Consider the following 18074-nt stretch of genomic DNA (forward strand, 5'->3'; position numbering starts at 1 on the left):
TACCGATCCAAAAACAAAAACGGTAAGGACAAAAAAATAGACTTCGGAATTCCTAAGAACTCCGAAGTCCGAGAGCAAGTGTTTCGGATGGATACGTTAGTAAAAAAAGTGAAGATGATTACAAAGTCGCGAGTTTTGCTTCCGCGAGTTCGTATCCGCCCATCTGATCCGGATGAAAATCCTTTTTGAAATACTTTAGAAATCCTTTGTATAACGGCGGAACCGAAATCGCCATTTGTTCCCGAGCATATCGACGATCTTCTTTGAATTTCTTCCAAGAAACTTCTTTATCCGCGAGTAAAAACCAATACTGAAAAAGAATCGCGTAGGACCAGAGCATTACCGTCGCTATCATATATCCGACGATTCTTAAAAAATAACTCGGAGCGACTTCTTGTAAAACGTCGTAAACAACTGACTTGTGTTCGATCTCTTCACACGCGTGCCAAACGAGAAGTTTTTTCATATCGCCTTGCACGTCTTTTGCCAGATCGTGTTTTAAAGAAATTTCTCCCAGCGTCGCCGTGTAGTGTTCCAGAGCGGCCGTGATCGATAGATTTATTTTTGGCCCGAAAAGAAAACCCAAAAGTTTAAAGATCACTTTGTAACAAGTGAAGTAATAGAACCTCGCGATTCGATCCAAAGGTAATCCGAACTTACGAATCGAAGTCCAAACCCTTTCATGTTCCTTTCCGTGTTGCACTTCCTGGCCGATAAAGGCTTTCACCCGATTCTTCAAGGCTTCGCTTTTGAGCCGGTCCTGAAACGGTTTTACACTTCGAATAAAAAATCTTTCTCCTTCCGGAAAGATGACGTGAAAGCTGTTCAGAGCGTGCGTCATAATTGCGTTGTCATTAAAATAATATCTTGGAACATTCTCCAGAGCTTCGAAGTCCATCTTGCGGACGGAAGGAGCGTTCCCATCGATCGTTTTCGTAAACGGCTTTTTCATTTCCAACCCTCTTCATCTAAAAAGTTTTTTGTTTCCAACGCGGGATAAGAATACCCGATCTTCCAGATTGGTTCTGTCCGAATCCCAAAAACACTTATGGATTTCAAAATCGGCTAGTATTTTTGATGGAAGAATCCGGATTCTCCATTGAAAAAAAAATCTCCCGAAGCTTGAACCCAGGAATCTTCTTTACGGATTATGCAGGATACAAATTCTGGAACGCAAGGTAAGGGGGATTAGCTCAGCTGGTTAGAGCGCTACCTTGACATGGTAGAGGTCACTGGTTCGATCCCAGTATCTCCCACCACCCTTCCTTCGAAGAACACTTCGAACTTGTTTGTTCCCATCGGGATTTCGCTTTCAAGATTCTCAATATGCCCGATTCACGAAAAAAAATCATCACGCAGACGATTCTCGTTCTTTCTTTAGTCAGTCTTTTGACGGACGTAGCTTCGGAGATGCTCTATCCGATTCTTCCCATCTATCTCAAAGAAATCGGATTCTCCATTTTCCTCATCGGAATTTTAGAAGGAGTCGCGGAGGCCACCGCAGGTTTTAGCAAGGGTTCGTTTGGAAGAATGTCCGATCTCAGTGGAAAACGATTACCCTTTGTTCGCTGGGGTTATCTCCTGAGCGCGCTTTCCAAACCGATGATGACTTTTTTGGTTTCTCCGATTTGGGTTTTTCTGATTCGCACCACGGACCGTCTTGGAAAAGGAATTCGCACGTCGGCGAGAGACGCGCTTCTTTCGGACGAGACAACGATCAAAAATAAAGGAATGGTCTTCGGGTTTCATCGATCCATGGATACGTTTGGAGCGGTTTTAGGACCGGTTTGCGCGCTCGTCTTTCTCTACTTTTATCCGGGACGATACAAAGAATTATTCTTATTCGCATTCTTTCCGGGAATCCTTGCGATCGCGTTTACGTTTTTGATTCGAGAAAAATACAGAGAACCGGCTCTTCGCAAAGAAGGTGAGAATTCTCATTCTATCTTACTCTTCTTTCAATATTGGAAAACTTCCCCGACCTCTTATAGAAATCTTTGCAAAGGAATCCTGCTCTTTTCTCTCTTTAACGGATCCGACGTTTTTCTTCTTCTCAGATTGAAAGAATTCGGACTGAGCGATTCCGCTTCAATCGGCGCTTATATCTTTTACAATCTCGTCTATGCAGGCGCGGCCTATCCCCTTGGAATCTTAGGGGACAAGATCGGATTGAAGAGTCTTTTTATCTTCGGACTCGGTTGTTTCGCTCTCGTTTATTTTGGAATGGGATTCGGGACTTCTTCCTGGGTTCTCTGGATTTCATTTTCAATCTACGGAATTTTTGCCGCTTCCACGGAAGGAATTTCAAGAGCCTGGATCACAAATCTTGTGCCTCAGACCGAAACCGCGACTGCATTAGGAACTTTTAATGCGTTTCAAAGTCTTTGTATGATTCTCGCGAGTTCCATCACAGGATTTCTTTGGACTCAGTGGAATTCTACCGTTGCTTTGAGCGCCTCCGGAATTGTCGCGCTCCTTGCGGGCACGTATATATTCTTCTCGGAAGCTCCCACAAAACAAAAAAGCCCCTGAGGTAAGTCAGGAGCTTTCATACACCGGTTTGGTTTGATTTTTATTTAACGATTGAGTTTAGAATTTAGAATTTCGATTCGTTCTCTATTCCACCGCGAGCACGGAAATCGAAGGAAGTTTAAAACCGAGAACGCTTCCCAAATCTTTTCGAATTTGATCGCGAACACTTTGTTTGTCTTCGACGAGAAGCGCTTGACGCAGATAAAATTCAGCGGCTTTCAAGTCCACTTCCCCCAACGCCATAGAAACTCTATAACGAACCGAAGGGCTTTCGCTTTTGAGCATATCGCAGAGTGTGTAAAAATTCTTATCAGCTACTTTTAGAATATTCACGATAGAATTGAGAAGCGCCGCACGAGTGAAATCGTTCTTTTCTTTTTCCAGAGTGGAAACGAGAAAGTTTACGGTTTCTCTGCGACTCATATATTTGAGTCCGTCCGCCGCGGATGCGCGAATGTAGTAGTTAGGATGACTGAGCGCGTTTATGAGAACGTCCTCGGATTCTTTTGCATAAGGATAACTTCCGATCGTTCTTAGAATTTCTCCAGCCGCGATCACCATCGTATAATCCTCTTTAGTCGTAAAATACGGTTCGTCCTTTTCGGTGATCGTAGGTTCTAATTTTTTATATTCTTCGATCGTAGGTTTGACCGCAACTTCCTGATCCATCACGGAAAGAGCTTGAGCCACCGTATATTTTAGATAGGGATGATTTTCCAAAGACTTAGGAACTTTTGGATTTCCTTTGAGAGCGTTCAAAAGGGGACGGACGGCGAGCTTATTGCTGACGAACTTGAGATAATCGGCGGCGTCCACTTTCTCTTCGTAAGAACCGGATTCTAACTTTCGAATCTGTTCGAAGTAAGCCCTATCAGCGTATTCCACTGCCTTATCGGAAGAAAATAAAGACGCTGTGCAGATAGAAAACAGAAAGATAGAGATCGAAATATTCTTAAACATGCAATTCCCTCTCTTGTAATATCGGTTTTTAGAATCTCGGGTTAAAGTTTCAGGCTTCCTTTTCTTTGACACTTTCCGCAATTTTACGGATTTTTTCCGAGAGATCTTCCAATGGTAAATCGGATTCCGTGGATTCTTCCAGCTCTTTTCCGATTTTTTTGAGGTCTTCTTGGATTCTGAGCTTATTCTCCGAAGCGCGGGTCGCCATGTGAGTGAGTAGATCGTCCCTGTATTCTGTCGCCATCTCGAGTTTGAGTTCGCCGAGAGAAATCATCGACTGAAGAATTTTTTCGAGGCGGTCCCGAGTCAGATAACTGGCTCCAATGCCGCCTAAGACCAATCTGCCGAAGAGAGAACTGATATCCTTTCCCGTTTCCCGAATCAGAGCCGAAAGCATAAAGTTGGAGAATTCTTCGTTTCTTTGTCCCAGAGAGACTTTGAGAAAGGTTTGTCCGAGAATCTTCGGAGTAATATCGGAACCCGACATATTATCGATGACGCGAATTTCCTCTCCGTTGATGATCATCTCAGCAACGTCCTCAAGAGTAATGGTCTTACTCGTTTCAGGATCATAGAGCCTTCGGTTCGCGTATCGTTTGAGGATCTTCATTTTAATTGGTTGCGTCTTTTACGCATCGCACAATTCTAGAATTCGTCGCAAAACCCTTCGGTCAAGCAAAATACCCATGCCAAGCCTATTGTTCGATTGTATCTTCCTGAACGGACTCACTAAAAAGGAGGAAAAACTTCTGTTCTCACTCCTAGACTGGAAAGAAATTTCTTATTTAGAATGGTCGAGCGCGGGAAGATTTCCTGAGACAAAGAAGGAAGAAATCGTAATTCGGAAATCGGTCGAAGCAGATTCCTTACGAACTTCGTTGGATTGGTCGAAACAACCTCTCTTGATCGGAAGAATCGATTCTAAACTTTTGAAAGAACTTCTTGATCAAGGTTTGAATTACTTTTTAAATTTAGAATCTTCTAAAATCATAGATATTCCTTTAGAGGAAATTTCATTTAGAAAAGGTCTGAATTCGATCGTTGTCAGCCCCGATCCTTTTTTGTATCAGAGAATCCGCGCGCACCTAAGAGCCATGGGCTGGGAAACCTATCCTTGCAGAGAACTTTCCATTCTCAGAGAACGATATAAAGAATACGAACCCGGAATCCTATTCGTAGACTGGGAAAGACTGAACGTCAAAGAAGCCGTAGAACAACTCAAAAATCTTCCGCAGAGATCGACCTTTCCGCCGATCATCGGAATCAGAGACGTAAAAAGAGAAAATCTTTTTCAAGATCTTTCTATGGGAATCCGGGATTACTGTCAGGAACTATATTCAGAAAAAGAAATATTAGAAATACTGAATCAATCAATATTCGAACCCGAAAGAGAAAATATCGGTTCCGAAAATCAAAAAAGAATAATTTTCGAGTTTAGAACCGGAATTCAACCCACCGGGATTCGAATCGAAAGAATCGCACCGACTCGGTTCTCGACGGATCGGTTGGAAAAAATAAAACTCAGGAATTTGCTGAGCTGGATGCAGAATTTTCTCTGAGCGATTGTTCCGATAAACCGAGTTCAATCAAAATAATTCTTGAAGACGGACTTAAAGTCCGGTTTGAAGTAAAATAGAGAAAAGTATTATACGTGGATAGCGGAGTTCAAAGATATGCGGCCCACAGATTTTATCTTAGAAAAAGAATGATCTTCTCCTCTCATCATTTCGTCTGAATGCTAAAGTAGAATTTAGAATGTTAGAAACACATTATATATCTTCGCCTGAAATCGAATCCATCGGATACGACCCGGAAATAAAAGAACTTCACGTTCGAATGAGAAACGGAAAGGAAAGAATCTTTGTAAAAATCGAAAGAGAAGTCTACACCGAGTTGATGCAATCCGGCTCTAAGATGGAATTCCTACAAAAACTAATCGAATCCGTTTGATATTTCTCTGTTCGTTTATTTATTATTGAAGTAATTATTTCTTATATAATCATTGGAATCCGAGATACAAACAAATGTCAAAAGGCAAAGAAAAAAAGACTTCACAACTCATCGATACCGCCTTCGCTTATTATTTTCACAGAACCGATCGACTGTTAAGACTTCACTTTACGAAACTTATGGCCGATTACAACGAAGATATCACCGTTGAACAATGGATTCTACTCAACCAGCTTTCAGTCACCGAATCCGCTTCGCAGACGGATCTCGTCGATAAAACCTTTAAAGACAGACCGAACGTTACTCGCCTTTTAGACGGCTTGGAGAAAAAAGATTTAGTACAAAGGCAGGACGACCCGGAAGACAGAAGAAAATTCCAAGTCGTAATTACAAAAAAAGGAAAAGCCCTTTTGGAGAGGACCGTTCCCCTTATGTTACAAGAGAGAAAATACGTTTATAAGGGTCTAAGCAATTCCGATTTACAAACTCTAAAAAGAATTTCTGAAACGATCGAAAACAACGTTTTGGATGGAAGAATCTAAGATGTTTTCTCGTTTCAGAATTTAACGTTCGGTCCGATTGCGATTTAAGAATCAGTTGAGATGCGCTTTTAGATCTTCCAATGAAATATGATCCGTAACCTTTTTTGAAAATTTCACGATCTGCATCCTCAAATCCGGTCCGATCAAAAATTCCGCGGGCATACGATCCATTTTCATACCGGGAACTTTTTTCATTTCAAAACCCAATCCTTCGGCTTCCTTGATCTCCTTCTTTCCGGTCAAAATCGTTTTTACAACTCCCAACCAAGAAAAACCGACGTCGTAGAGTTTATAAAGACTATTGGACGGATCCGGAATCAATGGGAATGGAATTTCTTTTTTACCGACACTATTTTTAATACTCTCCTCAGTGGATTCGAATACCGCCAAAATCTGAAGCCCCTTTCTTTGAAGTTCAGGATAGGCGTTTAAGAGCTGATGAACTCTCAAATTGCAAAGAGCGCATTCCGCGTTCCTAAAAAAGGCCAAAAGAGTATATTTCCCCTTCAGATCTTCAAGATGAATCGTTTTTCCAAGATAATCTTTTACAGTAAACGCTTTCGCGTTATCTCCCGTTTTTAGTCTCATAAAAATCTCCTTTCATTCTAAGTCAAAGATTAGACGCATTTTATTGCCTATGCAACAATTATTTAAACATCATTTTTGATTTTTTAGACAAATCTCGAAAAATTTTTCGATTTTATGAGATTTCTCAAACAAAAAGAATCGGTCATCGATGACCGTAGATTTATTTGAAGAGTCAAAAGATCCTTGACTTTTCTTTTCAAAACCCTACTTTCCTCAAATCATGAAACGTATCCTGCTCTACACACTATCCCTTTTACTGGTTTTATTGATCGTTCTTCCTTTTATCGCTGATGGAGAAAATCAAATCATTGATTCCGAAATTCGATCCAAAAGTGGTGGAACCTTTATCGAAACTCCGGATGGATTCGTTCATTACGAGTTCAAGGGACCTGAAAATGGCGATGTCGTAATTTTAGTTCCGGGATTCTCCAATCCTCTTTTTATTTACGAACCTTTATCCAAAATTCTTCAAAAGGAAGGATATCGAGTTCTTACGATGGATCTTTTTGGAAGAGGTCTTTCCGATCGACCGGATACGATCTACAATCCGGAACTTTTTGAAAGGGAATTGCTTTCTTTATTCCATTCTTTGAATATTCAAAAACCGGTAAATTTAATCGGAACTTCCATGGGAGGGATCATAGTAAGTCAGTTTACGCTAAAACATCCTGAAAAAGTCAAAAAATTAGGTTTGATTGCGCCTGCGGGTTTTCCAATGGAACTTCCTTTGCTGGGAAAATTGACAAGGCTTCCATGGATCGGCGACTATTTTACAAAAGCATTTGGAGACAGAGCGATTCTAAACGGTTCTAAGACAAATTTCTTTGCTCCGGAAAAGTTTCCGGATTTCAACTCAATCTATAAAGAGCAAATGAAATACATCGGTTTCAAAAGAGCCATTCTTTCCAGTTTAAGAAACATGCCTTTAGAATCCTTTCAAAAAGATTACGAAAAATTAAGCGAGAGCCCAATTCCTAAATTGCTGATCTGGGGAAGGAATGACAAGGTCGTTCCTTTTAAGAATAGCGAAGCGGCCCTCAAAACTCTAAAGGGCATCGAGTTTCTTCCTTTAGAGAATGAGGGACATATCCCTCATTTCGAATCTCCTGAAAGAATCACTCCAAAACTGCTTGAATTTTTGAAAAAGTAAAAAGTAGGAACTCACACGTTTCCAAAAATCCTACTTTCAAAATTCAATCAATCCAGTGGAACTAAATACGTCGTTTTATGTTCGGTCAGGGGTTCGTAGATTTCCATAGAATGTTTCCCCTTTAAGTTACAACCTTTCTCTTCGCAGGCCTGGAAAACCTTTGGGTAAACCTTGTAGATTCCTAAAAAAATCGAGAGAAAGTTCTTTAGAGGAAATTCGGCTAAGACATACTTTTTCTCGGGGATGGTGCGCATCTTTAATTCGAGCGAGAGACCTTCCGGAACTTTCGAAATTGGTTCCGTCAAAATAGCGCCCACTTCACAACGAAGTTTTTCTTTGGGAACTTCATTCGGATTGTCTAAATAGATTCCAAAAAGTTTGAAGTTGTGAATTCCTTTTGCCGGAAGTTCTTTCTGTAGAGTTTCAAAAGTAATGCCGACATTTCGATAGTCGCCAATTCTTTCGTGGGATAAAACGTAAAACGGACCGCGGCTTTCTTCTTTTACTGGAACCGTATCAAAGACGCCCATGTAAAATAAGAATCCGAATAAACACAGCGCCAAAATCAGCGTCGAAAAAGTTAAGATTTTCATATTCACCTCAAAGACTTAAGATTATAAAAAAGGATATAACAGCTTATTGTACTTAGGAAATCGAATCTCTCGGATCTTTTCAAAATAGCTTCCATTTTTTAATGCTCGCATTCGAATTTTATTCCCAGACGAGGCAATCTCCTACTAGAGCTTTTTCGGATCTACCTTTCTTCGGCTTTCTTTATCGAAGATCGAACCCAACCTCTAACCTTACAATCGATCCCGAGGTTCGATAGAACTTTCCCCGGAAACAGGCAAAAGCTTCCACCGATCCGAATTCATTCCTTTTACTGGCTTCTAATCAAACAAAGATCCCCTCCTCGACCGAATTACGAATCGAAAATCATCTTTTTTGAACATGTTCATAAATATTGGTTTACAAACCCGCGACGTCGGCTCAATATTTGAACATGTTCAATTTTTGGAGTAAAACTATGAAACGAATGAACTTGATTCTCCTCACATGCTTTTTTGGAATCGTATCCTCCGCTTACGGAGATTCTCAGAGCGATTTCTTTGAAGAAGTTCGAAAAGGAGATCTGATAAAGATCGAAAAGGCCCTCACCAAGGAACCGGAATTGGTGGAATATACTGACAGCAGAGGCAGAAGCGCAGTGTTTTATGCGATTGAAAGCGGAAATCCAAAGGTTCTAAAATACATTTTGGATCGATACAATCCGATCGACAGAGCGGACAACGCTGGTGAATATCCGATTCATCTTGCAGCTAAATATCCCGATAGCAAGTTGATAGAATTGTTGATCGATCGTGATTCTTATTTGGAATATCTCAATCGAAACGGTGAAAATGCATTGGATGTCGCTTTACAATACGGAAATAGCAATGCGGCCGCGTATTTGATGGCAAAAGGACTGAAGGCTTCCAGACCAAAATCGGGTCCTTTTACCATCGGACTCTATTCCGCGTATCTCATCATCAGCATCTTGATGACCATCTGGGTAGCGAGAACACTTTTCAACAACGGAAGAATCTTCTTGGTTCAGATGTTTAACGGAGAGGAAAAGCTTGCGGATTCCATCAATCATCTTCTGATCGTTGGATTCTACTTGATCAATATCGGCTACATAAGCCTTTCCTTGACTACCAACCAAAAGCCTTTAGATCTGGCAGAATGTATCGAAGTCTTAACCACAAAAGTCGGTGTTGTACTTTTGATCTTAGGAGCGATGCATTTTTTCAATCTATTCTTATTTGCAAAGTTCAGAAAGAAAATCTCATCCAGTTTTGGAGAAGCTGAAGCCAGGGCATGATTCGAAAAAAAGTCAAATCCACAGGAGAAACCGGAAAGTCTCAACAAACCCGGTCTCTCCTTTTTAAAACCGCAATTTCATTATTTCAAAAGGAAGGTTACGATCAGACCACGATGAGAGCGATCGCTCAAAAAGCCGGTCTTGCGGTCGGAGCCACCTACTACCACTTTAAAACCAAAGAAGACATCGTTCTTGAATTCTACAGACTTACACAAGAAGAAGCAAATATTCAAAATATAGAATATTGTAAATCCGAACTGGATCTAAAAGCGAGGGTGAAGAATATCATCCGTTTCAAACTCGGACAATTTCAGGGATATGAAAAATTCCTACACGTTCTCGCCAGAAGCGGCGGAGATCCGAAACATCCTCTTTCTCCTTTTAGCAAAGAAACTCAACAAATTCGAGAGGACGCGGTTTCGCTTTTTCGAAACGCCATCGAAACTTCCAAAGATTCTGTTCCTTCCGATTTAGCAAAAGATCTTCCTTTTCTATTCTGGCTTTTACAGTTGGGAATCATCTATGTCTGGTTATTCGATTCTTCCATAAAAAAGAAAAAAGCGGAGACCTTGCTTGAAAAAGGATTGGATCTCGTTTTTCAGCTTCTCAAACTTTCTTCCCTACCGATTTTTCGATCCGTTCGAAAATCCGTTTTGTCCATGATTGGACTTTTTAAAGATTAAATTTTAGAGGCCGCAGGAATGAATTTAAAAGACGTCAACACTCTCCCCTCTGCTGATAAAAACAAAGAGGAAGTTCTTCTCAAAACGGCTGAATATCTCAAAGATCTTTCTAAACTTCAGGAAAAATTATACGCAAAAAAAGAACGTTCCGTTTTGATTCTTCTACAAGGGGTTGATACCGCCGGGAAAGACGGGACCATCAAACACGTTTTTGCAGGATTGAACCCTTTGGGTTGTTCGGTTAAAGCTTGGACAAAGCCGAATTCGGAAGAAATACAATATGATTTTCTTTGGAGAATTCATAAGTATGTTCCATCGAAAGGAATGATCTATATTCACAATCGCTCACATTACGAAGACGTAATTATGCCTCTCGTCCACGGAACTCTTCCGGAAAAAAGAATCAAAGAAAGAATGGAGTCTATCCGTAATTTTGAAAGACATCTTTCGAGAGAAAACAACACTCTCATTCTAAAATTCTTTTTACACATCTCCAAAACGGAACAAAAGGAAAGAATCGAGGAAAGAATCAAAGATCCGGACAAAAAGTGGAAGTATGATCCCTCGGACGAAGTCACTCAAGAACACTGGGAAGAATATCGATCCGCCTATGAAACGATCCTCAATGAGAAGGATCAGGAGAAAGAATGGAATCTGATTCCCTCCGATAAGAAATGGTATCGCAATTACAAAGTCGCAAAAATCATCTGCACGGAATTGGACAAAATCGTTTCCTGAGCTGAAAGCAAATAAATCAAACTTTTGTATTTTATAATTTTCTTATGTTATTCTTTTCTCGGGAAGTGCTCAACACCGAGCAAAAGTCCGTGCAAGCAAATTTTAATGAAAAGTTCTGTAGGAGCTCTTACAAATTCCTATAAAAAGAATTGTGATTTTTTATAGAGTCGATCATCCGATCGGATCCAATAAAAAAGGCCGGGATTTTCACCCGGCCTTTTTTTATCCCCTAACTAAGGAATCCTTTCTAACACGGCTTCGAATCTAAAAATCCCGATTCATTCCTCGTTTCGAAGCGAATAAACCGAGGATCTTCAACTGGGCCTCTTTTACTTTTTCAGAGCTGTCATAAGAATCATCGGATTTCATAAGTTCTTTCATCAACCATCGAGAAGATTCTCGATCCAAAAAATCTAAAACTTGAATGACAAGTTTTTCACGAACGCTTTTCAGCGCGCCCGCCAAATCGGGAAGACTGACTTGTCTAAGAAGATCTTTCAATTCGTTGTGAGAAAGAGAATGAAAAGCGCGGCTTAAAAGAATATCGGAATCGATCTGAGGTTTGGAATTACAAAACTCCGCATAAAAATCATTGAGGAGAATCGTATCGATTTCCTTTCTCTTCTCCATCACGTAATCCCAAAAATTCTTCTGATAGGATTCTCCGAAATAAGAAGCGACTCTTTCTAAAAAAATGGAAATGTGCAATTCTTTCTGAATGGTTTCCATTCCTTCCAAAATAATAATTCTATCTAAAAGTTCTTTTCCTTCATAACTTCCGGAAAGAATATAACCTTTCAAAATATTTCGAACATTTTCGGAATCCATTCCGATTCCTAAAAGTTCAAAACCTTTTCTCAAAAGAAACGGATGTTTTTCCGAATTGAACTCATCGATCAAAAAATATTTTCCAAAAACATAACACTTTTCGCAGAGTTCCAACATCATTCCGAGAGTAACTAAGCTCTGTTCTTTCTCGCTGTCTTTGCAAAAAAGCTGATCCGATTTTATGTGTGCCAGCATGTCTTCGTTTCTCCGATTTCTTTGATTGTAGTTTTTAAACGTTTTTCCAGTCCAAATACCGAATTGGAATCAATGGATTCTTTTTGCTGAAAGATGCATCAATAGACGAAGAAACGGAATTCTTTCAAACTTTTTGCTCAAAAATTCTTTTTTTATAATTCAAAATTCCATTCAAATCCTTCTTCGTAATCCTTTTGTTTTAGCATTCCTTAAACCTTTGGAACCAATTCGATTCCATTTAAAAAACGATCCGCTGAAAATGAATGTAAGAACAGAGAAAGTCTGCTAAGAAATCGGCTCCAGAGGATAGAGTAAAACCTGAATCGATTCGGAATAGTGAACGAGAAATGTGTCTTCTAGGATGGGAATGTCATGACTTTGGAGAAGCTCATTTTTATGAATGATACATTCTCCTTTTTGAAGCGGCCAAGGAACGTGATGAACTTCTCCTCTATATATTCTTCCTTTAGAATCTTGAGAATAAAGACAGTATCTTTCTGTGAGCCAGTTTTCAAGAGTTCCCGGCTTTGATCGATACACCTCGGAGATGGGTTTGTATTCTGCGTGAAATTCCGCAGCCGCCGCGCGATGATCTTTTCTAAACGAGAAGAATTCTTTTTGATTCCCCTCGCTTCGTATGGAAATCTTTGCGTAGAGATAGGGAAGATAAAAAAACTTTCTTGCGATCTCGACGACAAGACGATTGGCCGCGTCCAAACTAAAGAAATAAACTCCTTGTTTTTCTCCATTCTTTACGTAGGTCCGAACATTCAATTCCGGAAAATAAGAAATCCATGGTAAGGGCGGCAAATACATTGGTCTCACTCCTTTCATTCGAAAAGGTACCAATCCTATATAAGCCTTTCCTTCAAAAGTATCCGCTTCCAACCCGTTCGGCAAAACTTCGTCCAAAAATTCTTTCGAAACTTCCCAGTGTAAAAATGCCAGTTCTTCCCAATACTGAACCATAAACGGCTTTGCCTTTGGTAAGGGCCAAGGCCGATGCGAGATTTGTTTTTGAATGTTTTGAAGAGATGAAAAGATCACGAGAAGAATATTATCGTTTCCTGATCCTCAATGGAATTGATTTTTACATTCTTCCTAAGATTTTTATCTCATTTCAGATCTAATTTTACTTTCAGCTAACAGAGCCCGTAACAATATCATCTTATAATTTTCCATTATTTTTTTAAAAAATGGAAAAACCCTGTCTGAGTAGTTCCTACGAGCTGATAGGAATAGAAAAAGGTTCGATATGAAAAAGAAATGTAAAAAGTTACTCTTGGGATTGGTCTTTATCACTTCGTTTATCAATTGTCCGGGCGCTGGAGGCGGTTCCGATATGACGCCGATCTTATTTTTATTGATGGGCGGTGCCAGTTCCGGGGGCAACAAGACATCTCCTCCTACGACCCCATCCGCACCTTGTATGGAAAAAAATTCCTTTACGATTTCAAGCGGTACGTCTTGGACTTTCAGCGGACTTCCTTATTTTTATTCGAGTGCGAAGACATACACTCTGTCTCCTTCAAAACCTTCTTCCATATTCTATGCAAAACAAGATCATACGTTTACAAATCCGAATGCCGATTATAGGCCGGTCTTCCCCACGTTTTACGATTCCAACGGTAGCAACTATCAAGGAAGAGAAGCTTGGAACGTTTTCACCGTTACTTCTATGAGTCCTTACGGATACAACGGTTATTACTATGTGAACAAGTTTATCAACAACACGCTTTCATCGGGACAAATCAATGCGGTTGATTTTAACTTTCCTACCAATCCCGCGACAATCAACGCGAGCGCTTCGATCATCACAAACTGTAGAACTCTGGATTCGGATGAACGATCCTTTTCTGCGAGTAGCGGTTCTTCCAGTTCAAACGGTTTGAGCAAAATTTGGACTAATCGCAAGAAATTGAATGTGAATCTAATCTTTATTAAAGACGGCAACACCCGAGCTTACCCCGATCCGACGGAAGCCGGTTTGCAAACCGCCTTAAATCGCTGGAAATCCATTTATGCGCAAAACTCGGCGAAGATTGACATTCAATTTAGCGTGACCGAGTTGGATTCTTCGGAGTTCCTAAGTCTCGCTTCTCTCTCTACCGATTTTTACAACACGACCGGAAGTTTAGGAAAATTATTTTCTTCCACTTCCTCAGTTCAATCCGATGTCGCATTAAATCTTTATATCGCAAGAGATGAAACCGAGGTCGGAGGTGTTCTTGGAATTTCAGGCGGGATTCCGGGAACCGTCGGTCTCAAGGGCACTCCTCAATCGGGAATGATCGTATTTATCGAACCTCATCGTTCTTCGGGCACACTCGGATCCATTCTGAGCGTCGCAGATCAAAATTTCTTAGGAGATACGATGGCACACGAAGCTTCTCACTTTCTAGGATTATTTCATATCGTGGAAAGCGCGGGTCAAAGCGGAAGTAGTTACCCGAATTATACGATGGACCCTTTGATCGAAACTCCGATCTGCACTTCTGCGAGAAACACAAACGGAAACGGCAGAGTCGACATCAGCGAATGTAGCGGAACCGGCTTTTTCGATTCCGGCTCTCTAAACCTTATGTTTTGGGCGGGGGACGGGGTGACCCAACAAACTCAACTTACCGGAGAACAGGGATGGGTTTTGAGACTAAACCCTCTCGTTTACTAAATAAATTAGGAAAATAGCATATATGAAAAGTATAATTCTTCAATTGATTATTTTGGCGACGTTTATTACGCCCTTGTTTGCGGGAAATTTAGATCCGCAAAAACTCTCGGAGATCAGATCCGTCTTATCCGGCACAAGACATTTGGAAGATTTAAACGAGCTCAAAGCAAATTTAGAGATCTACGAAGCGGATCCTTCTCCTTATTTGATCGCGATCATCCAAGAATCCGGAACCAGAGTTTATATTAAAACCAGAGCTTTGAATTTACTTCAATTCTATCCTTCGGAAGCAAACTCACAATTCTTAGAATCTAAAATTTCCGCCAACAATGAACATGAATCGGTAAGGAAATTCGCGATTCGTAGTTATGCGATTTCGCAAAAAGGTCAGACGACCAAGGTAGAATCGTTTTTAGGAAAGTATCGCCACGATGCAAATCTGGGGACTTTCGTAAATCGGACCCTCAAAGAATTCAATTCCAATCCTACTCTCGAAAAGAACGATTCTTCCAAACGACAAATTGACAGAAACAATATGAAGAAGTAGAAACGAGAGTCCGATGACGCGCATTTGAAAAAGTAAGTTTGCCGCCTTCGTTAGGAAAAGGCCTCTTCGAAATTCTCTGAAGTGGCTTTTTTTGTAGGAACTCCTGCGTTTTCCAAGACTTCGGAAGAGAAATCCTACTATCTAAAAAATGTAGGAACTCCTGCAAAACAAGCCTGAAGTTCCGCCCGAAAAAAACGCGGGAACTCCCCTAAAAATTGGTGTAGAAGAAATACCAAAGTTCAGAAATCTGTGCTCATGAGCCAAATTGAATCCGTTCCAATCGGAACCCTCCCACCCTTGGGACAGGTTCCTAAAAAAATGTATGCACAGGTCGTTCGTCCCGAGCGTTTTGGAGATCCGATCAAAGCAATTCAGGAAGAACTCATCGATGTTCCAGAAATAGCTCCGGACGAAGTGCTCGTCGCGGTAATGGCAGCCGGTGTAAATTATAACAACGTTTGGGCCGCTCTCGGATTTCCCGTAGATGTAATCGGCGCAAGAAACAAAAAAGGTGAACCCGAGAAGTTTCATATCGGCGGATCCGACGCGTCCGGTATCGTTTATAAAGTCGGTGCGGATGTTAAGAATGTAAAAGTCGGAGACGAAGTCGTTCTTCACTGCGGAATCTGGGATAAAAACGATCCTTGGGTGAAAGCGGGAAAAGATCCTATGTTCGCGCCTTCTCAGTTGATCTGGGGATACGAAACGAACTGGGGTTCTTTCGCGCAATTCTGCAAAGTGCAAGACCATCAGTGTCTTCCAAAACCGAAACACCTTTCTTGGGAAGAAGCCGCCGCTTACATGTTAGTCGGTGCGACCGCTTATAGAATGCTTCATCACTGGAAACCGAACGACGTACAAAAAGACGACGTCGTTTTGATCTGGGGAGGAGCGGGTGGACTCGGTGCGATGGCGATTCAAATCGTAAAAGCTGCCGGTGGAATTCCAATCGCAGTCGTATCCGAAGACGATAAGTTCGACTTCTGTATGAAGTTAGGCGCCGCGGGAGTAATCAATCGAAAGAAGTTCAACCACTGGGGAGCTTTGACTTCCGAAATCAACAAGATGGAAAAATTCGCAGAATGGACCAAGTCCGCTCGCGAATTCGGAAAGGCCATCTGGGACATCGCGGGAAAAGGAAAAAATCCTAAGATCGTTTTCGAACATCCGGGAGAAACCACCATTCCTACTTCCATGTTTGTTTGTGAAACAGGAGGTATGGTTGTCATCTGTGCCGGAACCACCGGTTTCAACGCGACCGTTGACTTACGTTATCTCTGGATGAGACAAAAACGTCTTCAAGGTTCTCACTTTGCAAACGATGAAAACTCAAAAGGTCTCAACGACTTAGTCATCGAGAAAAAAGTCGATCCTTGTCTTTCCAAAACCTTTGCCTGGAACGAGACGGCTGCTTCTCACCAGTTGATGAAGGAAAACAAACATCCTGCTGGAAATATGTCTATCTTAGTAGGAGCCGACAAACCGGGACTAGGAAAAAAATAATTTCCAATTCGGTAAGTCGTAATACCCCCGAAAGCTGAAAAGGTTTTCGGGGGTTTTTATTTTTGATGAGAATATCTCGGGCGCGTTCTGCGTTCGATCTTCCGAAGTAAAGAATACGTCTTTAAGTTCCGCAGAACCGCGCTCTTAGCTCCGGTCAAGTTATTGCCAAAGAAAAAGCGAACAAAGCGCAACCGATTTGCAATAACTTGACCACGCTTCGATCGCTCGCGCGGAAAAATCTTAAACCAAAACCGGTAACTTATTGGATGGATGGATTCGATTCAATTTTTGTTTTAAAAAAGAATACGCTTTCCCCTTAATCGAGTACGGTCCGATCTTTTCCGAATCACCGGAATAAAATATCTGAGCCTGTTGCGGGTCGATCTGAACATTGGTCAGGCCAAGGTTCAGGAGTTGCTCGACTTCCTCTCGGTATTCGAAAGAACGATCCCCTCTTCTTCTTACATCGACGATCTTCCCCGACTTACAAAGGACGTCGTCCCCCATATCATAAAACTTACCGATCGGAAAAAGCAAATCGGTAAAATTATCCTGAACGACCAACGGATGCCAACCGTCGATATCCATAGGAATCTGAAAGGAAAATCTTTCGTTCTGAAGTTGATAATAGGAAGGATCAATGGCATTCTTAAAAATCCGGAGAGCGACTGCCGGCATCTCGGTGGAGCCGTACTGCTCGATCAGCAAGACATTCGAAAATCTCCTAAATATCTTTCTTAAATCGGAAAAATAAATTCTTTCTCCGCCTAACTTGATCGCCTTTAGATTCTTCAGGGAAACCGTCGGATCGTCGATCAACTCTCGAACCACGCTCGGATAACAGGAGATGACGTGCGGGTCAAACGTATCCAATTGATCAATCTCGTCCAATTGAAAGGACCGCATCGTTATCGAACCCATTTGTAATTTAACCGCCGCTTCGGTATGAGAGATTCCTCCAAAAAGAGCGATTCTTTCCGGATAGGATTGATAGAATTCGACATAAGGACGAATGACCCTCTTTGCAATGTCCGCAACGTCCGCTTTAGACCTTGGAATAAGCAAAGGTTCGGAAGTGCTCCCGCTCGAAGCCTGAATAATTATATCCTCGCCCAAAGATTCCTTTCGAAGAAACAGATCTCGCTCCTGTTCCGTTAACCTTCCCTTCTTTAAGATTTCCAAATATTCATTTTTAATATAATCCTTTCCTACATACTCGCTCATTTTCACCCTCTTATACGATCAACGTTCGCTATCTTTTACTTTGTTTGCCTAAATCTAATATTCTTTCATAGAAAAGTTCTAATTTAGAAGTTTCGCAAG

The 18074-nt window shown here is 41.1% G+C and carries 19 protein-coding genes and 1 tRNA gene; 12 read left to right on the forward strand and 8 right to left on the reverse strand.

Translation table 11 applies throughout. The annotated features are described in order from the left end of the window. Positions 1-118 precede the first annotated feature (118 nt). Positions 119-952 (reverse strand): metal-dependent hydrolase, encoded by an 834-nt coding sequence (locus A0128_RS16765; protein WP_069608554.1) that lies wholly within the window; start codon positions 950-952, stop codon positions 119-121. A 230-nt stretch (positions 953-1182) separates the two neighbouring features. Here A0128_RS16765 and A0128_RS16770 point away from each other — a divergent pair. Then, a tRNA-Val gene (locus tag A0128_RS16770) sits at positions 1183-1259 on the forward strand. A 67-nt stretch (positions 1260-1326) separates the two neighbouring features. Continuing rightward, positions 1327-2532 carry an MFS transporter gene (locus tag A0128_RS16775; RefSeq protein ID WP_069608555.1) on the forward strand — a complete coding sequence of 402 codons (1206 nt, stop codon included), beginning with the start codon at positions 1327-1329 and terminating at the stop codon, positions 2530-2532. Between the two features lie 84 nt (positions 2533-2616). Here the strand turns inward: A0128_RS16775 and A0128_RS16780 are convergent, their stop codons facing one another. Both A0128_RS16780 and A0128_RS16785 read right to left on the reverse strand, forming a co-directional pair. Then, the gene (locus A0128_RS16780; protein WP_069608556.1) at positions 2617-3492 is read right to left on the reverse strand and encodes a HEAT repeat domain-containing protein; all 876 of its coding nucleotides are present in this window, start codon (positions 3490-3492) and stop codon (positions 2617-2619) included. Between the two features lie 49 nt (positions 3493-3541). Continuing rightward, a complete protein-coding gene (locus tag A0128_RS16785) occupies positions 3542-4102 on the reverse strand; it encodes a polyhydroxyalkanoate synthesis regulator DNA-binding domain-containing protein (protein WP_069608557.1) in 561 nt (186 codons plus the stop codon). 76 nt (positions 4103-4178) lie between these two features. Here A0128_RS16785 and A0128_RS16790 point away from each other — a divergent pair, with 76 nt between their 5' ends. The 3 genes from A0128_RS16790 to A0128_RS16800 all read left to right on the forward strand — a co-directional run bounded on the left by A0128_RS16790 (position 4179) and on the right by A0128_RS16800 (position 5984). Next, positions 4179-5051 (forward strand): hypothetical protein, encoded by an 873-nt coding sequence (locus tag A0128_RS16790; protein WP_069608558.1) that lies wholly within the window; start codon positions 4179-4181, stop codon positions 5049-5051. Positions 5052-5247: 196 nt separating this feature from the next. Next, complete coding sequence (locus A0128_RS16795; protein ID WP_069608559.1) at positions 5248-5442, forward strand: KTSC domain-containing protein; 195 nt, start codon at positions 5248-5250, stop codon at positions 5440-5442. Between the two features lie 74 nt (positions 5443-5516). Then, a complete protein-coding gene (locus A0128_RS16800; protein WP_069608560.1) occupies positions 5517-5984 on the forward strand; it encodes a MarR family winged helix-turn-helix transcriptional regulator in 468 nt (155 codons plus the stop codon). Between the two features lie 51 nt (positions 5985-6035). Here the strand turns inward: A0128_RS16800 and A0128_RS16805 are convergent, their stop codons facing one another. Continuing rightward, positions 6036-6572 carry a peroxiredoxin family protein gene (locus A0128_RS16805; RefSeq protein ID WP_069608561.1) on the reverse strand — a complete coding sequence of 179 codons (537 nt, stop codon included), beginning with the start codon at positions 6570-6572 and terminating at the stop codon, positions 6036-6038. Between the two features lie 220 nt (positions 6573-6792). Between A0128_RS16805 and A0128_RS16810 the strand changes: the two genes are divergently transcribed. Continuing rightward, the gene (locus A0128_RS16810; protein ID WP_083244160.1) at positions 6793-7722 is read left to right on the forward strand and encodes an alpha/beta fold hydrolase; all 930 of its coding nucleotides are present in this window, start codon (positions 6793-6795) and stop codon (positions 7720-7722) included. Positions 7723-7769: 47 nt separating this feature from the next. On the opposite strand, the gene A0128_RS16815 is transcribed toward A0128_RS16810, so the two are convergent. Further along, on the reverse strand, positions 7770-8315 hold the full coding sequence (locus A0128_RS16815; RefSeq protein ID WP_069608563.1) for a GyrI-like domain-containing protein: 546 nt from the start codon (positions 8313-8315) through the stop codon (positions 7770-7772). A gap of 434 nt (positions 8316-8749) precedes the next feature. Here A0128_RS16815 and A0128_RS16820 point away from each other — a divergent pair, with 434 nt between their 5' ends. From A0128_RS16820 to A0128_RS16830, 3 genes are read left to right on the forward strand one after another with little or no spacing between them, the layout of a single operon-like run. Continuing rightward, positions 8750-9586 carry an ankyrin repeat domain-containing protein gene (locus A0128_RS16820; protein ID WP_069608564.1) on the forward strand — a complete coding sequence of 279 codons (837 nt, stop codon included), beginning with the start codon at positions 8750-8752 and terminating at the stop codon, positions 9584-9586. Beyond that, a complete protein-coding gene (locus A0128_RS16825) occupies positions 9583-10269 on the forward strand; it encodes a TetR/AcrR family transcriptional regulator (protein WP_069608565.1) in 687 nt (228 codons plus the stop codon). The genes A0128_RS16820 and A0128_RS16825 overlap by 4 nt, the downstream gene beginning before the upstream one ends. 18 nt (positions 10270-10287) lie before the next feature. Then, entirely contained in the window at positions 10288-11007 is a 720-nt protein-coding gene (locus A0128_RS16830; RefSeq protein WP_069608566.1) for a PPK2 family polyphosphate kinase, read from the forward strand. Between the two features lie 264 nt (positions 11008-11271). Here A0128_RS16830 and A0128_RS16835 read toward each other — a convergent pair whose 3' ends face one another. Together A0128_RS16835 and A0128_RS16840 are read right to left on the reverse strand one after the other, a co-directional pair. Then, entirely contained in the window at positions 11272-12030 is a 759-nt protein-coding gene (locus A0128_RS16835) for an LIC10244 family PerRA/PerRB upregulated protein (RefSeq protein ID WP_069608567.1), read from the reverse strand. A 285-nt stretch (positions 12031-12315) separates the two neighbouring features. After that, positions 12316-12999, reverse strand: coding sequence for a YqjF family protein (locus tag A0128_RS16840; RefSeq protein WP_069609363.1), 684 nt, complete (start codon positions 12997-12999; stop codon positions 12316-12318). 286 nt (positions 13000-13285) lie between these two features. Between A0128_RS16840 and A0128_RS16845 the strand changes: the two genes are divergently transcribed. The 3 genes from A0128_RS16845 to ccrA all read left to right on the forward strand — a co-directional run bounded on the left by A0128_RS16845 (position 13286) and on the right by ccrA (position 16751). After that, the gene (locus tag A0128_RS16845) at positions 13286-14701 is read left to right on the forward strand and encodes a zinc metalloprotease (RefSeq protein WP_069608568.1); all 1416 of its coding nucleotides are present in this window, start codon (positions 13286-13288) and stop codon (positions 14699-14701) included. Between the two features lie 22 nt (positions 14702-14723). Continuing rightward, entirely contained in the window at positions 14724-15248 is a 525-nt protein-coding gene (locus tag A0128_RS16850) for a hypothetical protein (protein ID WP_069608569.1), read from the forward strand. A gap of 255 nt (positions 15249-15503) precedes the next feature. Beyond that, complete coding sequence (gene ccrA, locus A0128_RS16855; RefSeq protein ID WP_069608570.1) at positions 15504-16751, forward strand: crotonyl-CoA carboxylase/reductase; 1248 nt, start codon at positions 15504-15506, stop codon at positions 16749-16751. 240 nt (positions 16752-16991) lie between these two features. On the opposite strand, the gene A0128_RS16860 is transcribed toward ccrA, so the two are convergent. Next, the gene (locus A0128_RS16860) at positions 16992-17975 is read right to left on the reverse strand and encodes a phenylacetate--CoA ligase family protein (protein ID WP_069608571.1); all 984 of its coding nucleotides are present in this window, start codon (positions 17973-17975) and stop codon (positions 16992-16994) included. Positions 17976-18074: the final 99 nt, after the last annotated feature.

Source organism: Leptospira tipperaryensis, from assembly GCF_001729245.1.
Classification (GTDB): Bacteria; Spirochaetota; Leptospiria; order Leptospirales; family Leptospiraceae; genus Leptospira; species Leptospira tipperaryensis.

Bases quoted from the DNA above. Each gene is read 5' to 3' on its own strand.
- A0128_RS16765 (WP_069608554.1), bottom strand. From the start codon at position 952: ATGAAAAAGCCGTTTACGAAAACGATCGATGGGAACGCTCCTTCCGTC.
- A0128_RS16775 (WP_069608555.1), top strand. From the start codon at position 1,327: ATGCCCGATTCACGAAAAAAAATCATCACGCAGACGATTCTCGTTCTT.
- A0128_RS16780 (WP_069608556.1), bottom strand. From the start codon at position 3,492: ATGTTTAAGAATATTTCGATCTCTATCTTTCTGTTTTCTATCTGCACA.
- A0128_RS16785 (WP_069608557.1), bottom strand. From the start codon at position 4,102: ATGAAGATCCTCAAACGATACGCGAACCGAAGGCTCTATGATCCTGAA.
- A0128_RS16790 (WP_069608558.1), top strand. From the start codon at position 4,179: ATGCCAAGCCTATTGTTCGATTGTATCTTCCTGAACGGACTCACTAAA.
- A0128_RS16795 (WP_069608559.1), top strand. From the start codon at position 5,248: ATGTTAGAAACACATTATATATCTTCGCCTGAAATCGAATCCATCGGA.
- A0128_RS16800 (WP_069608560.1), top strand. From the start codon at position 5,517: ATGTCAAAAGGCAAAGAAAAAAAGACTTCACAACTCATCGATACCGCC.
- A0128_RS16805 (WP_069608561.1), bottom strand. From the start codon at position 6,572: ATGAGACTAAAAACGGGAGATAACGCGAAAGCGTTTACTGTAAAAGAT.
- A0128_RS16810 (WP_083244160.1), top strand. From the start codon at position 6,793: ATGAAACGTATCCTGCTCTACACACTATCCCTTTTACTGGTTTTATTG.
- A0128_RS16815 (WP_069608563.1), bottom strand. From the start codon at position 8,315: ATGAAAATCTTAACTTTTTCGACGCTGATTTTGGCGCTGTGTTTATTC.
- A0128_RS16820 (WP_069608564.1), top strand. From the start codon at position 8,750: ATGAAACGAATGAACTTGATTCTCCTCACATGCTTTTTTGGAATCGTA.
- A0128_RS16825 (WP_069608565.1), top strand. From the start codon at position 9,583: ATGATTCGAAAAAAAGTCAAATCCACAGGAGAAACCGGAAAGTCTCAA.
- A0128_RS16830 (WP_069608566.1), top strand. From the start codon at position 10,288: ATGAATTTAAAAGACGTCAACACTCTCCCCTCTGCTGATAAAAACAAA.
- A0128_RS16835 (WP_069608567.1), bottom strand. From the start codon at position 12,030: ATGCTGGCACACATAAAATCGGATCAGCTTTTTTGCAAAGACAGCGAG.
- A0128_RS16840 (WP_069609363.1), bottom strand. From the start codon at position 12,999: ATGGTTCAGTATTGGGAAGAACTGGCATTTTTACACTGGGAAGTTTCG.
- A0128_RS16845 (WP_069608568.1), top strand. From the start codon at position 13,286: ATGAAAAAGAAATGTAAAAAGTTACTCTTGGGATTGGTCTTTATCACT.
- A0128_RS16850 (WP_069608569.1), top strand. From the start codon at position 14,724: ATGAAAAGTATAATTCTTCAATTGATTATTTTGGCGACGTTTATTACG.
- ccrA (WP_069608570.1), top strand. From the start codon at position 15,504: ATGAGCCAAATTGAATCCGTTCCAATCGGAACCCTCCCACCCTTGGGA.
- A0128_RS16860 (WP_069608571.1), bottom strand. From the start codon at position 17,975: ATGAGCGAGTATGTAGGAAAGGATTATATTAAAAATGAATATTTGGAA.